Source organism: Kitasatospora sp. NPDC127111 (assembly GCF_042677465.1).
In the GTDB taxonomy this organism is placed as follows: Bacteria; Actinomycetota; Actinomycetes; order Streptomycetales; family Streptomycetaceae; genus Kitasatospora.
Genome location: NZ_JBHXTG010000052.1, coordinates 53,210 through 67,178, shown reverse-complemented (window position 1 = coordinate 67,178; position 13,969 = coordinate 53,210). Strand labels below are relative to the sequence as shown.

The following is a 13,969-nucleotide window of genomic DNA, read 5'->3' as shown; positions in this document are numbered from 1 at the left end:
TCACACCCGCGTTGAGCGGCACGGCAACCACCGGAATAGGGCGGCCCCGCGCACTGCGTCCTCGCTGTGTTATTTCAAAAGGAATCTCCAACCCCAGGAAGTCCTGAGGCCGGGGATGTCAACATATCTGGCGTTGACTTTTGGCACGCTGTTGAGTTCTCAAGGAACGGACACTTCCTTCGGACCGCCTTCCAGCGGGCCCTCCGGGCGCTTCGTTCTTTCGTGTTTCCAGCTTATCAGATGTTTTCCGCTCCGTTTCCGGCGCTTCGTTCATCCAACTCGCTGGTGTCTTCTGCGGCTTGACGCCCCGTCCGACGTTTCAAACTCTAGCCGAACCCCGCTCCGAAAAGCGAATCCAGCCGCAACCCATATAAACCGACACGCCAGAACAAACCCGAGCCGCAGAGCCGAAAAAGGCAAGACGCGACCCAGCCCGAACTGGGAAGTGGTGTTTCCAAGGATTGGCCGCCCCGGGACCGTCCGCGCAGACGCGTGTCCGGTGCTCCCTGCCGAGCGACTAGGAAACACTACGCCGATCGACTGGCCGATGCAAACGTCTCGGGGCCGCCGGCCGCCCGGTCCGGCTCTTGAGCGACTGCTCAAACATCTGCCATCATGCCGCCATCGAACTTGAGCAGTCGCTCAAACGCTCGTCTCGGGGGGACAGTCATGCCTGCTCGCGGGCGGTCGGCCAGGCCGATCTACGTCGAGGCTCGGATCCGCGCACCGATGGACGTGCTCTGGGAACTCACCCAGGTACCGGAGGCTCATGAACGCTGGGACGCCCGGTTCACCCGCATCCGGTACGCGGAAGACGTTCACGCGGAAGACGCACCGGACCCACCCGGGCTGGTCCGGTTCCGGTACTGGCTGGGCCTGCCCGTCGGGCCGGCCCTCACCGGCACCGGGGTGACCGTCGCTGAGCGGCACCGGCCGGACGGCTCGCGGATCAGCGCCCTGCGGTTCGCCGCCGATGGCGGGCTCTCGCCGCTCCAGGAGGGCGCGGGGTACTGGCGGTACACCCCGGCCGGGTCCCCCACCGACGAATCCGTCCTCTTCGTCACGGGCTACGACTACCGGGGCTGGCGCCTACCGGGCGGGGTCTGGCTGGACCGCTGGCTCGTGCGGCCCTTCGTCGGTTGGCTCACGGCGTGGTCCTTCGACCGCCTCCGGCTGTGGGCCGAACACGGCGTGCCGCCCGAACGCTCCCTGCGCCGCGCCGTCGGCGAGGCGGCCGTCCGGCTCGGTTGCGCCGCCGTGATCGGCGCGCTGGCCGACGCCGTGACGGACGGCCGAGCCGGTGTCATCACCGGAGCCGGCTGCGCGGTCCTCGCTCTCCTCCTCTCGCTCCTCGTCCCACCGTCCGCCCTCACCCCGGCGGCCCGGCGCTGTGCCAGGCGGCCGGACCGCACCCGTCCCGCCCGTCCACCCCGGCTGCTCGACACCCTGGAGACCCCGTGACCACCACCCTGGGACCGCTGCCCACCCCCACTTCCTCCACCACCGCCGCCACCGGCACCATCAGCAGCACCGCCACTTCCCGGTCGATCTTCCGGGAGGCCATGGGCTCCGACTTCGACCGCCTGCACCCGCAGCTGCAGCGTCGCTTCGGCTTCTCCAGTGCGGACGGCATCGCCTGCATCGGCACCGGGCGGATGGAGCGCATCCGCCGCGGGGCCGACTGGCTGGCACCGTTCCTGAGGATCGGCAGCCGGCAGAACATCCTCTTCCCGGAGGAGGGACGGAACGTGCCCTTCACCATCGCCAACTACGCCTACCGGGACGGCTTCGGCCGCGAGACCGTCACCTTCGTACGGACCTTCCAGTTCACCCGGCCCCGCCGCTTCGACGCGACCATGATCGGCTCGCGCGACCGGCCGGGCACGGTCGTCGACTTCCTTGGCACGCACCAGCACCTCGCGGTCGACCTCCACCCGCGGGTGACCGCCCGGGGCGGCCTGGTGATCTCCTCGGGCGAGCAGCGGCTCACCGGGCTCCCCGGCTCGCCGCGCTGGCCGTCGGTGCTGACCGGCCGGGCGGACCTGCACGAGTGGTTCGACGACGAGGCCGAGCGGTTCCGCATCCAGGTCCGGGTGACCAACCCGCTGGTCGGCCTGGTGATGGGGTACCAGGGCTGGTTCACCGCCGAGTACCCGCTGGTCGGTGCCGAGGGGATCCCGAACCACGTCCGGCCGGTCCGCGAGTCCGCCCGCGCATGACCCGACGCTGCCGAAGAGGCCAACGGGACCTCATGAGCGAACGGAACGCCGTGAGCACCGGGGCGCATCGAACGCGACGGCTCCCGTGAACGAGGGGAACGAGGGGAACGAGGGGAAGGCCGGACGCCGGCGCAGGGCCGATACGCTGCCCCGCATGAGCGACACACGCGAGCGGCTGATGGAGGCTGCCATCAGCGTGCTCAAACGGCAGGGAATCGCCGGCGTCTCCGCGCGCAGCATCGCCGGCGAGGCCGGGGCCAACCAGGCGCTGGTGTTCTACCACTTCAAGACGGTGGAGGGGTTGCTGGCGGCGGCCGCGTTGCGCGAGACCGCGCAGCGGCTGGATCAGTACCGGCCGCACTTCGCGGCGGCGGGCTCCCTGCGCGAACTGCTGAGCCTCGGGCAGGGGCTGCACGAGCAGGAGCGTGCCAACGGGAACGTCGCCCTGCTCGGGCAGTTCCTGGCCGGTTCGACCGGGCAGCCACAGCTCGCCGAGGCGTCGGCCGACGCCCTGCGGATGTGGACGGAGGAGATCGAGCGGGTGTTGGACCGGCTCTTCGCCGATCACCCGCTCGCCGAGTTCCTCGACCTCCCCGGGCTGGCCCGCACGGTGACCGGGGCGTTCGTCGGTCTGGAGCTCTACGAGGGCGTGGACCCGCAGGCGGCGGCGGCGGCGTTCACCGCTCTGGACCGGCTGGGCGTGCTGGTCGAGGTGGTGGACGGCCTCGGGCCGGTGGTGTCCCGGGCGGTCCGGGCCAAGGTGCGGCGCGAGGTCGGCCGCAACGGCGCGACCGTCTGAGCCGGCGCGCCGCGGAGCTCCGGAACACCTGGTGGGAAGCACGACGGCCGGACCTCCAAGGGGAAGAGGTCCGGCCGTCGGCCGTCGGCTCCGGGGGTGGGGCCCCGGAGCGCGGGCTCAGCTGTTGGTCGGGAAGCCGAGGTTGATGCCGCCGTGCGAGGGGTCGAGCCAGCGCTGGGTGACGGCCTTGCCGCGGGTGAAGAAGTGCACGCCGTCCGGGCCGTAGGCGTGGGTGTCGCCGAACAGCGAGGCCTTCCAGCCGCCGAAGGAGTAGTAGGCGACCGGCACCGGGATCGGCACGTTGATCCCGACCATGCCGACCTCCACCTCGTACTGGAAGCGCCGGGCCGCGCCGCCGTCGTTGGTGAAGATGGCGGTGCCGTTGCCGTACGGGTTGGCGTTGATGAGGGCCACGCCCTCCTCGTACGAGGCGACGCGCACGACCGAGAGCACGGGGCCGAAGATCTCGTCGTTGTAGACGGACATGCCGGGCTTCACGTGGTCGAACAGCGTGGGGCCGAGCCAGAAGCCGTCCGTGGTCGGGGCGCCGTTCGCGTCCTCGGCGGTGATCGGGTGCTTCCGGCCGTCGACGGCCAGCTCGGCGCCGTCGGCGACGCCGGACTCCACGTAGGAGGTGACCTTGTCGCGGTGCTGGCCGGTGACCAGCGGGCCCATCTCGGAGTCGCCGTTGCAGCCGGGGCCGACCTTCAGGGTGGCCATCCGCTGCTTGATCTTCTCGACCAGCTCGTCACCGATCGGGTCGACCGCGACCAGCACGGAGACGGCCATGCAGCGCTCGCCGGCCGCGCCGAAGCCGGCGTTGATGGCCGCGTCGGCGCTGAGGTCGAGGTCGGCGTCGGGCAGGACCAGCATGTGGTTCTTCGCGCCGCCGAGCGCCTGCACGCGCTTGCCGTAGCGGGTGCCGGTCTCGTAGACGTAGCGGGCGATCGGCGTCGAGCCGACGAAGCTGACCGACTTGATGTCGGGGTGCTCCAGCAGACGGTCGACGGCGACCTTGTCACCGTGCACGACGTTGAAGACGCCGTCCGGCAGGCCGGCCTCCTTCCACAGCTCGGCGAGGAAGTTGGCGGCGGACGGGTCCTTCTCCGAGGGCTTCACCACGACGGTGTTGCCGGCCGCGATGGCGATCGGGAAGAACCACATCGGCACCATGGCCGGGAAGTTGAATGGCGAGATGATCGCGACCGGGCCGAGCGGCTGGCGGATCGAGTACACGTCGATGCCGCTGGAGGCCTGCTCGGTGAAGCCGCCCTTGATGAGCTGCGGGATGCCGCAGGCGTACTCGACGACCTCCAGACCGCGCGCGATCTCGCCGAGCGCGTCGGAGTGCACCTTGCCGTGCTCCGAGACGATGATCGACGCCAGCTCGTCCCGGCGGGCGTTGAGCAGCTCGCGGAAGCTGAAGAGGACCGTGGTGCGCTTGGCCACCGAGGCGTTGCGCCACTCGGTGAAGGCCGATGCGGCGGCGGCCACGGCCTGGTCGACCTCGGCGATCTCCGCGAAGTCGACGTGGCCCGCGACCTGGCCGGTGGCGGGGTCGAAGATGTCACCGCGGCGGGGAGCGGCGCCGGCGGTGGCGACCGGCTCGCCGCCGATCCAGTGGATGATGTGCTTGCTCAAGTCCGTCTGCCTCCGAAGTCCCGGGCGGCGTCCTGCCGCCGGTCCCTTGTGTGGCGCCGCCCGCGGGTGGGCCGGGCGACGGGATCACGGGGCTAACCGCGCTCACCACCCAGTGTGGTGGCCGCCGCCCCGCGCCTCAACGAACAGGCTGACGGGGATCGGGGATTCAGCCTTACAGGTCGTCGGCCGAGTGGGCCGAACGGGCGAGGACCGGGCTCTCCCTCAGTCCTCCCCGGGCTCGCGGCTCGCCTTCCCGTCGCCCTCGCCGCTCCCGGTGCCCTCGCCGCTCTCGACGTCCTCGCCGCTCTCGACGTCCTCGCCCGCCTCGACGTCCTCCAGGTACGGGTCGTGCAGCCCGTCCGCGGCCTCCTGCGTCTCCAGCAGGTCCAGCCGCAGGTCCTGCGCCCAGGCCAGCGCCCACCGCTTCAGCCCGTCGACCGCGCCGCTCGGGAGGCCCCGGGCGCGGAACCGGCCGTCGGCGGCCTCCGCCAGCGTCTCCAGCCGGTCGGCGAGGACGGCGGGCTGGAACTCCGCGTCGAGTGCCCCGGCCAGCGCGAGCAGCCCGCCCTCGCGGTACCAGGCGGTGAGGGCGTGCACGTCGATCAGGTCCCGGGGCAGGCCCCGGTCGGCGAGCAGCGCGGTGGTGAGCGCGGCGGCGTCCTCCAGGGCGACGGCCGTCATGGTCAGCGACGGCTCCCCGGGCGCGGGCGCGCCGAGGTCCACCCGGACCGGGCGGTGGCCGAGCGGCTCCTTGCGCAGCTCCACCGTGTGCGTCCGCCCGCCGAGGGTCAGCCGGACGGAGAGCTGTTCCAGTCGCGGCGTTCCCGGGCGCTCGGCGACCCCTCCGCCGGCGGCCCGGTAGGCGGCGGCCAGCTCGGCGGCGGCCGCGGTCAGATCCGTGCCGCCGCTGGTCACCAGGGTGAGCCCGTCCTGGGCGCAGGCCCGCACGCCGTGGGCGCGCAGCGCGTGCCCGCCGGCGAGGACGAGCCCGAGCCGGTCGCAGACGGGCACGGCGAGCTCGGCGAGCCGCAGCTGGGCCGGGCCCGGGCGGAGGGACGCGTCGAGGGCGTCGGGGGCGGTGGTCACGCTTCCAGTCTGACGCGCCCGGCGCAGCGCGCGACCGCCCGGGCCGTCCGCCCGCCCCCGCCCGCACCGTGCTCACCTCACCACCCCACCCGCCGCCGCCCCGCCCGCCGCCGCCTCACCACCGGCACCTCACCAGCCGGTGAGCCGGGCCGCGGCCTCGTGCAGGGCCAGCTCCAGCAGCACGGGGTCGTTGAGCCGCCCGGAACCGTCGGGCGGGACCAGCCAGCGGACACCGCGGCTGCGCCGTCCGGGGTGCGGGACGACGATCCAGGTGCCCTCGCCCGCGGTGCGCACCCCGGTGCCGACCCACCGCGCGGCGGTGCCGACCGGGACGAGGAAGCCGACGCTCTCCCCGCCGAAGTCGGCGAGGACCGGTCCGCACGAACGGGCGTCCAGGATGTCGACGACCGGACGGCCGAGCCGGCCGGGCACCGAGAGGACGTCCCAGCGCCGCCCGGCGGGCAGCGGCATCAGGCCCAGTCCGGTCCGCTCCCACTGCTCCCGGAAGGCCTCCGGGTCCGGTGCCGCCTGGGCGAGCCAGTGCAGTCCGGTGATCTCCATGTGCTGTCCCCGTTCCCCAGCGCTGCCGCGCTGGTCGTAGCGCGACGGGAAGCCGAGACCCGCCGTCACCAACGAGAGGCGGACGGCGGGTCTCTCTTACACGGGTAATCGCTCGCACGGGTCCTCGCTCGCCGAGGTGCACCCGGATGGACCTGTGCGGCCGGCGGTCAGCTGTCGAAGCCGAGCCCCAGCCGGTCGAGCGTGCGCAGCCAGAGGTTGCGGTGCCCGCCGTTGCGGTCCGAGCGTTCCAGCGAGCGGGTGGTGATCTCGATGCCGGCCCAGCGCACCGGCTCGGGCGGGAACGGCAGCGGCTTGCTGCGCACCATCTGCAGCGAGGTGCGTTCGGTCCGCTCCCCCGCCAGCAGGTCGAGCATCACCTCGGCGCCGAACCGGGTGGCGCCGACGCCGAGCCCGGTGAACCCGGCGGCGTAGGCGACCTTGCCCCGGTAGGCGGTGTCGAAGAACGCCGAGAACCGGCTGCAGGTGTCGATCGCGCCGCCCCAGGCGTTGGTGAAGCGCAGCCCCTCCAGCTGCGGGAAGCAGCGGAAGAAGTGGTTCGCGAGGGTGCGGAAGGTCTCCGGCCGCTGGTCGTACTCGTGCCGGACGTGTCCGCCGTAGTGGTAGACGGCGTCGTAGCCGCCCCAGAGGATGCGGTTGTCGGCGGAGAGCCGGAAGTAGTGGAACTTGTTGGCGCTGTCGCCGAGCCCCTGCCGGCCGCGCCAGCCGATGGCGGCGAGCTGCTCGTCGCTGAGCGGTTCGGTCATCAGCGCGTAGTCGTACACCGGCACGACGTACGGGCGGACCCGCTTGAGCAGGGACGGGAAGACGTTGGTGCCGAGCGCGACGCGGCGGGCGAACACCCGGCCGTACGGGGTGCGGACGGCCGTGCCGCTGCCGTACTCCCGCAGGCCGGTGGCCCGGGTGTGTTCGAAGATCCGCACGCCCTGGGCCAGGCAGGCGTCCTTGAGGCCCCAGGCGAGTTTGGCGGGGTGGACCATCGCCACGCCCTCCTTGTCCCAGAGGCCGCCGAGGAAGGTCGGCGAGTTCACCTCGGCGCGCACTTCGTCGGCGTCCAGGACGGTGAGGTCGAAGCCGTACCGCGCGGCGGCCTCGGCGATCTCGTGGAGCTCCTCGACCTGGTGGGGCTGGGTGGCGACGTCGATCTCGCCGGTGCGCTCCCACTCGGCGTCGATGCCGTACCGCTTGAGGGTGGCCTCGATGCCGTCCAGGTTGGCGGCACCGAGGCGTTCCAGCTGGGCGAGTTCGGCGGGCCAGCGCTGCAGGCCGTTGCCGAATCCGTGGGTGAGGCTGGCCGCGCAGAATCCGCCGTTGCGCCCGGACGCGGCCCACCCGACCTCGTTGCCCTCGACCAGCACGACGTCCAGCGAGGGGTCGCGCTCCTTCGCGATGAGGGCGGTCCACAGGCCGGAGTAGCCGCCGCCGACGACCAGCAGGTCGCAGGTGGCGTCGCCGACCAGGGCGGGCAGCGCCGCCGGCCGGCCCGGGTCCTCCAGCCAGAAGGGGGTGGGCTTGGCGTCACTGAGTGCGCGGGCGGAGTCCATGCATTATCAGCCACTTTCTGCGGATAGATGACGGTTGTACGGCCACCGTTGGACGACGGTACGTCAGGCGGTGGCCTTCCGGCGGTTGCCGAGCCACTGGCCGCCGACGGTCAGCGCGACGGCGGCGATGAACATCGCGGTGCCGATGACGTTCACCTGCACCGGGATGCCGCGCTGCGAGGCGCCCCAGACGAACATCGGGAAGGTGACCGTGGTCGGGCCCGAGTTGAACTGGGTGATGATGAAGTCGTCGAAGGAGAGCGCGAAGCTGAGCAGCGCGCCGGCGGCGATGCCGGGGGCGGCCAGCGGCAGGGTGACCCGCAGGAAGGTCTGGGTGGGGGTCGCGTAGAGGTCCTGGGCGGCCTGTTCGAGCCTCGGGTCCATGCTCATCACGCGCGCCTTGACCGCCGTCACCACGAAGCTGAGGCAGAACATGATGTGCGCGATCAGGATGGTGGTGAAGCCGAACGGGATGCGCATGTTGAGGAAGAGGGTGCCGAGCGAGGCCGCCATCACCACCTCGGGCATGGCCATCGGCAGGAAGATCATCGCGGTGGTGGCCGAGCGGCCGCGGAAGCGGTGGCGGGCCAGCGCGAAGGCGACCATGGTGCCGAGCACGGTGGCGCCGATGGTGGCGAGCACCGCGACCTGGAGGCTCAGCGAGAGCGACTGGCACATGTCGGCGACGCCGCAGGGGTCGGTCCAGGCGTCGGTGGAGAACTCGTTCCACTCGTAGTTGAACTTGCCGACCGGCTTGTTGAACGAGAAGGCGAGCACCACCAGGTTGGGCAGCACGAGGTAGGCCAGGGCCAGCAGGCCGGCCAGCACCACCAGGTGGGCGCGGATCCACTTGATCACTCGGGACATCAGACCAGTTCCTCCGTCCCGGCCTTGCGCATGTAGACCGTCACCATGCCCAGGATCAGGGCCATCAGGATGAAGCTCAGCGCGGCGGCCGTGGGGTAGTCGAGCACGTTCAGGAACTGCTTCTGGATGCCGTTGCCGACCATCTGCTCGCTCGGCGAGCCCAGCAGCTGCGCGTTGATGTAGTCGCCGGAGGCGGGGATGAAGGTGAGCAGCGTGCCCGCGACCACGCCCGGCAGCGAGATCGGGAAGGTCACCTTGCGGAAGGTGGTGAAGGGTCGGGCGTAGAGGTCGCCGGCCGCCTCGTGCAGGCGGGGATCGATCCGCTCCAGCGAGGTGTACAGCGGCAGGATCATGAACGGCAGGAAGTTGTAGGTGAGGCCGCAGACCACGGCGAGCGGCGTGGCCAGCACCCGGTCGCCGGAGGTGAGGCCGAGGGCGCTGGTGACGTCCAGGACGTGCAGGGCGTTGAGCGCGCCGACCACCGGTCCGCCGTCCGAGAGGATGGTCTTCCAGGCCAGCGTGCGGATCAGGAAGCTGGTGAAGAACGGCGCGATCACCAGGATCAGGATGACGTTGCGCCAGCGCCTGCTCGCCTTGAAGGCGATCGTGTAGGCGAGCGGGTAGCCGATCGCCAGGCACAGCACGGTCGCGGTGGCGGCGTAGCCGAACGAGCGGACGAAGTGCCAGCGGTACTCGACCAGGGCGTCCCAGTAGGTGGCGAAGTGCCAGGTGACGCGGAAGCCGTCCTCCAGGGTGCCGGTCTGCAGCGAGGTGGAGGCCTGGTAGACCATCGGCACCGCGAAGAAGACGACCAGCCAGGCGATGCCGGGCAGCAGCAGCCAGTACGGGGTGAGCTTCCGCTTCGGCTTGGGCGCGGTCCCGGGCAGCGGGCTGCCGTCCGGGGGTATCGCCTGCGCCGGTGCGGCCTCGGTGGTGGTGGTCATGCCGCCTCCTCCGCGGTGCCCGCGTCGATCGCCTGCGCGGCGTCCAGGGCGAAGGAGTGCGCCGGGTTCCAGTGCAGGACGACGGGTGCGCCGGGGACGATCCGGGCGTCGCGCTCCATGTTCTGCTCGAAGACCGTCACCTCCTGGCCGCCGTCGGTGCGGACCAGGTACTGGGTGGAGACGCCGATGAAGCTGGAGTCGACGACGGTGCCGGCCAGCCGGTTGCGACCGTCGGCGACCTCGGCGGAGGAGTGCTCGATGGTGATCTTCTCCGGTCGGACGCCGAGGTGGACCTTCTTCGCCTCGGTGGCGCAGCGGGCCTTCGGCACGGCGAGCCGGCTGCCGCCGGCGCTGAGCAGCAGGTCGCCGCCCTCGCTGCCGGTGACGTCGGCGGGCAGCAGGTTGGACTGGCCGAGGAAGTTGGCCACGAAGGTGGTGGCCGGGTTCTCGTAGAGGTCGGCGGGCGCGCCGAGCTGTTCCACCCGGCCGCCGTTCATCACCGCGATGGTGTCGGCCATGGTCATGGCCTCCTCCTGATCGTGGGTGACGTGGACGAAGGTGATGCCGACCTCGGTCTGGATCCGCTTGAGCTCCAGCTGCATCTGGCGGCGCAGCTTGAGGTCGAGGGCGCCGAGCGGCTCGTCCAGGAGCAGCACCTGCGGGTGGTTGATGAGGGCGCGGGCGACGGCGACGCGCTGCTGCTGGCCGCCGGAGAGCTGGTGCGGCTTGCGGCGGGCGTACTGGCCGAGTTCGACCAGCTCCAGCATCTCGTCGACCTGCTTCTTGACGTCCTTGCGGCCGCGCCGGCGCAGGCCGAAGGCGACGTTCTCGAAGATGTCGAGGTGCGGGAAGAGCGCGTAGCTCTGGAAGACGGTGTTCACCGGCCGCTTGTACGGGGGCAGGGCGGTGACGTCCTGGCCGCCGATCAGGACGGTGCCGGTGGTGGGCTCCTCCAGCCCGGCGATCATGCGCAGGGTGGTGGTCTTGCCGCAGCCGGAGGCGCCGAGCAGGGCGAAGAAGGAGCCCTGCGGGACGGTCAGGTCGAGCGGGTGGACGGCGGTGAAGGAGCCGTAGGTCTTGCCGATGCCGGTGAGGCGGACGTCGCCGCCGGTGGCCGCCGGGCGCTGCTGCTCTGTCATGGGTCGGTGTCTCTCTGGTTTCTCTGCCGTCGGGGGGTCAGGCGCCGATGAGCTTGGAGAACTTCTCCTCGAAGCCGCTCTCCTCGGCCTCGGTGAGGGTCCGGAACACGTGCGCCTTGGCCGCCATGTCGGGGGTGGGGACGACCAGCGGGTTGTCCGCGCTGTCCGGTGCGAGGGCGGCCAGCTCCTCCTTCATCCCGGTGACGGCGGAGACGAAGCCGATGCCCGCGACCAGCTGCGCCGCGATCTTGGGCTGATAGTAGAAGTCGATCAGCTTCTCCGCGTTGGCCTTGTGCTGCGCCTTGGCCGGCACCAGCAGGTTGTCGGTGCTGGTCACGAAGCCCTTCTCCGGGATGACGAACTCGATGTCCGGGTTGTCGGCGCGGAGTTGGATGAGGTCGCCGCCCCAGGCGACGCAGGCGGCGATGTCGCCGGAGGAGAGCTCCTGACCGTAGTCGTTGCCGGTGAAGCGGCGGATCTGCTTGTTGTCCACGGCCTTCTGCAGCCGGGCGATCGCCGCGTCGTAGTCGTCGGCGGTGAACTTCGCGGGGTCCTTGCCCATGTCCAGCAGGGTGATGCCGATGCTGTCGCGCATCTCGGAGAGGAAGGTGACCCGGCCCTTGAGGTCGGTGTCCTCCAGCAGTTGGGCGACGCTGGTGACCTCCTTCCCCTTGGTGGCCTTCTTGTTGTAGGCGACCACCGTCTGGATGCCGGCCCACGGGTAGGAGTAGAGCCGGCCCGGGTCCCAGTCGGGTGCGCGGAAGCGGGCCTCGACGTTGGTGATGGCGGTGGTGACGTTGGCCGGGTTGAGCTTCTGGGCCCAGCCGAGGCGGATCAGCCGGGCGGCCATCCAGTCGGTGAGCACCATCAGGTCGCGGCCGGTGTCCTGGCCGGCCGCGAGCTGCGGCTTGACCTTGCCGAAGAACTCGACGTTGTCGTTGACGTCCTCGGTGTACTTGACCTTGATCCCGGTGGCGGCGGTGAAGGCCTCCAGGGTGCCGTGCTTCTCCTTGTCGTTCTCGTCGGTGTCGACGTAGAGCGGCCAGTTGGAGAAGTTCACCTCCCGCTCGCTGTCGGAGAGGTCCTTGGCGGCGTTCGCGGCGGAGTCACCGCTGCCGGTGGTCCTGGCGGGCGGGATGCCGCAGGCGGCCAGGGTGCCGGCACCGGCGGTGAGGGCGGCGGCGCGCAGCACGGTGCGCCGGCTGAGGGCGGCCCGGCCGCTGGTCAGGCTGCGTTCCCAGGCCTTGCGGACCGGTTCCGACAGACCGTCGGTGAGCTCGTTGAACGCCATGGGACGGGCCTCCTGGGGGGCGAAGGGGGGTGTGGGGGTCCACCCGGTCCGGTTATCTGTCTCCGAAGACGGTGCGGTGCCAGTCCTTGCGGGCGACCGCGGTGGTGTCGAACATGACGTGCTTGACCTGGGTGTACTCGTCCAGCGAGTACTGCGACATGTCCTTGCCGTAGCCGGAGGACTTGTAGCCGCCGTGGGGCATCTCGCTGATGATCGGGATGTGGTCGTTGACCCAGACGCAGCCGGCCGCGATCTCCCGGGTGGCCCGCAGCGAGCGGTGGACGTTGCTCGTCCAGGCGGAGGCAGCCAGGCCGTAGGGGGTGTCGTTGGCCAGCCGCAGGCCCTCGTCGTCGCTGTCGAAGGGCAGCACGACCAGGACCGGGCCGAAGACCTCGCCCTGGACGATCTCGCTGTCCTGGGCGGCGCCGGTGACCAGGGTGGGCAGGTAGTAGGCGCCGCGGGTGAGGTCGGTGCCGTCGTGGCCCTTCTCGGGGGCGGACCCGCCGGTGACCACGGTGGCGTAGGAGCGGGCGCGCTCGACGAAGCCGGCCACCCGGTCGCGGTGGACGTGGGAGACCAGCGGGCCGAGGTCGGTCCGCGGGTCCCGCGGGTCGCCGAGCCGGATCGCGCCGTACAGTTCGGCGACGCCGGCCACGAAGGCCTCGTAGAGCGGCCGCTGCACGTAGGCGCGGGTCGCGGCGGTGCAGTCCTGGCCGCCGTTGATCAGCGAGGCGGCGACCGCGCCGTGCACGGCGGCGTCCAGGTCGGCGTCGTCGAAGACCACGAAGGGGGCCTTGCCGCCGAGCTCCAGGTGGGTGCGCTTGACGGTCGCGGTGGCGAGTTCGGCGACCCGCCGGCCGACCGGGGTGGAGCCGGTGAAGGAGACCATCGCGACGTCCGGGTGGGAGACCAGGTGCTCGCCCGCGGTGCGTCCGGCGCCGGTGACGACGTTGACCACGCCGTCCGGGATGCCGGCCAGGGTGCAGGCCCTGGCGAACATCAGCGAGGTCAGCGGGGTCAGCTCGGCCGGCTTGAGGACGATGGTGTTGCCCGCGGCGATCGCCGGGAGGATCTTCCAGGCGGCCATCTGCAGCGGGTAGTTCCACGGCGAGATCGAGCCGACCACGCCGACCGGCTCGCGCCGCACGTACGAGGTGTGGTCGCCGGAGTACTCGCCGGCCGCCTTGCCCTCCAGGTTGCGGGCGGCCCCGGCGAAGAAGGCGGTGTTGTCGATGGTGCCGGGGACGTCGAACTCGGTGGCGAGCTTGACCGGCTTGCCGGTCTGCGCGGTCTCCACCTGGGCGAGGTCGGCGGCGGCGTCGGTGAGCACGGCGGTCAGCCGGGTCAGCGCCTCGGAGCGGGCGCCCGGGGTGGTGCCGGCCCACCCGGGCAGGGCCGCCCGGGCGGCGGCCACGGCGGCGTCGACCTGGTCGGTGGAGGCCAGCGTGACCTGCTCGACCACGCTGCCGTCGGCCGGGTTGACGACCTGGAAGGGCTCGCCGCTGCCCCGGCTCTGCCGGCCCGCGATGTACTGCGCGCCCGCGCCGAATTCGGTCAGGTCCATCTGGTTCCTCCAAGTGCCCGGTGGTTCGGTCGCCCGCGGCCCGGCCGCCGGTGCGGCGTGCGGGGCGGCCGGTCTCCGTCGTGCTGCGCGTGCCGACGGCCGCGAGGGCCCGTACCGGCGTCGGACGACTGGTCGAGTCACCGCGCCCGGGTACGGGGGGAATCCGGTCCGGTTGATCACCGAGGAGCGCGATCCTGACAGCCGTGCGTTACCCCGGCAAGGGATCCCGCTGTTGCTTTCCGGTTACGCGACGGATTCCGGCGGTGATGTCGTGTTCCCGCCGCAGCCGACCCGCT

12 protein-coding genes are annotated in these 13,969 nt (G+C 71.5%); 3 read left to right on the top strand and 9 right to left on the bottom strand.

Features of this window, described 5'->3' with window-relative positions; all coding sequences use genetic code 11:
• The first annotated feature begins 669 nt into the window (after positions 1–669).
• The 3 genes from ACFVHB_RS27250 (at position 670) to ACFVHB_RS27240 (ending at position 3,018) form a co-directional block, all read left to right on the top strand.
• Positions 670–1,461: a hypothetical protein gene (locus ACFVHB_RS27250; protein WP_380327472.1), complete on the top strand. Its 792-nt coding sequence runs from the start codon at positions 670–672 to the stop codon at positions 1,459–1,461.
• Positions 1,458–2,219, top strand: coding sequence for a DUF4166 domain-containing protein (locus tag ACFVHB_RS27245; protein WP_380327470.1), 762 nt, complete (start codon positions 1,458–1,460; stop codon positions 2,217–2,219). Before ACFVHB_RS27250 ends, ACFVHB_RS27245 begins: the two co-directional genes overlap by 4 nt.
• Before the next feature lie 154 nt (positions 2,220–2,373).
• On the top strand, positions 2,374–3,018 hold the full coding sequence (locus tag ACFVHB_RS27240; protein WP_380327468.1) for a TetR/AcrR family transcriptional regulator: 645 nt from the start codon (positions 2,374–2,376) through the stop codon (positions 3,016–3,018).
• Between the two features lie 117 nt (positions 3,019–3,135).
• Here ACFVHB_RS27240 and ACFVHB_RS27235 read toward each other — a convergent pair whose 3' ends face one another.
• The 9 genes from ACFVHB_RS27235 to ACFVHB_RS27195 all read right to left on the bottom strand — a co-directional run bounded on the left by ACFVHB_RS27235 (position 3,136) and on the right by ACFVHB_RS27195 (position 13,673).
• On the bottom strand, positions 3,136–4,659 hold the full coding sequence (locus tag ACFVHB_RS27235; RefSeq protein ID WP_380327466.1) for a CoA-acylating methylmalonate-semialdehyde dehydrogenase: 1,524 nt from the start codon (positions 4,657–4,659) through the stop codon (positions 3,136–3,138).
• A gap of 222 nt (positions 4,660–4,881) precedes the next feature.
• Positions 4,882–5,745, bottom strand: coding sequence for a hypothetical protein (locus ACFVHB_RS27230; protein WP_380327464.1), 864 nt, complete (start codon positions 5,743–5,745; stop codon positions 4,882–4,884).
• Positions 5,746–5,874: 129 nt separating this feature from the next.
• Positions 5,875–6,306, bottom strand: coding sequence for a hypothetical protein (locus ACFVHB_RS27225; protein ID WP_380327463.1), 432 nt, complete (start codon positions 6,304–6,306; stop codon positions 5,875–5,877).
• Between the two features lie 167 nt (positions 6,307–6,473).
• A complete protein-coding gene (locus tag ACFVHB_RS27220; protein WP_380327461.1) occupies positions 6,474–7,868 on the bottom strand; it encodes an NAD(P)/FAD-dependent oxidoreductase in 1,395 nt (464 codons plus the stop codon).
• A 63-nt stretch (positions 7,869–7,931) separates the two neighbouring features.
• Complete coding sequence (locus ACFVHB_RS27215) at positions 7,932–8,735, bottom strand: ABC transporter permease (RefSeq protein WP_380327459.1); 804 nt, start codon at positions 8,733–8,735, stop codon at positions 7,932–7,934.
• On the bottom strand, positions 8,735–9,679 hold the full coding sequence (locus ACFVHB_RS27210; RefSeq protein ID WP_380327457.1) for an ABC transporter permease: 945 nt from the start codon (positions 9,677–9,679) through the stop codon (positions 8,735–8,737). The genes ACFVHB_RS27215 and ACFVHB_RS27210 overlap by 1 nt, the downstream gene beginning before the upstream one ends.
• Positions 9,676–10,818, bottom strand: a complete 1,143-nt coding sequence (locus ACFVHB_RS27205; protein ID WP_380327455.1) for an ABC transporter ATP-binding protein — start codon at positions 10,816–10,818, stop codon at positions 9,676–9,678. The genes ACFVHB_RS27210 and ACFVHB_RS27205 overlap by 4 nt, the downstream gene beginning before the upstream one ends.
• A gap of 37 nt (positions 10,819–10,855) precedes the next feature.
• Entirely contained in the window at positions 10,856–12,109 is a 1,254-nt protein-coding gene (locus ACFVHB_RS27200; protein WP_380327453.1) for a spermidine/putrescine ABC transporter substrate-binding protein, read from the bottom strand.
• Between the two features lie 52 nt (positions 12,110–12,161).
• Positions 12,162–13,673: a gamma-aminobutyraldehyde dehydrogenase gene (locus ACFVHB_RS27195; RefSeq protein ID WP_380327451.1), complete on the bottom strand. Its 1,512-nt coding sequence runs from the start codon at positions 13,671–13,673 to the stop codon at positions 12,162–12,164.
• Between the last annotated feature and the right edge of the window lie 296 nt (positions 13,674–13,969).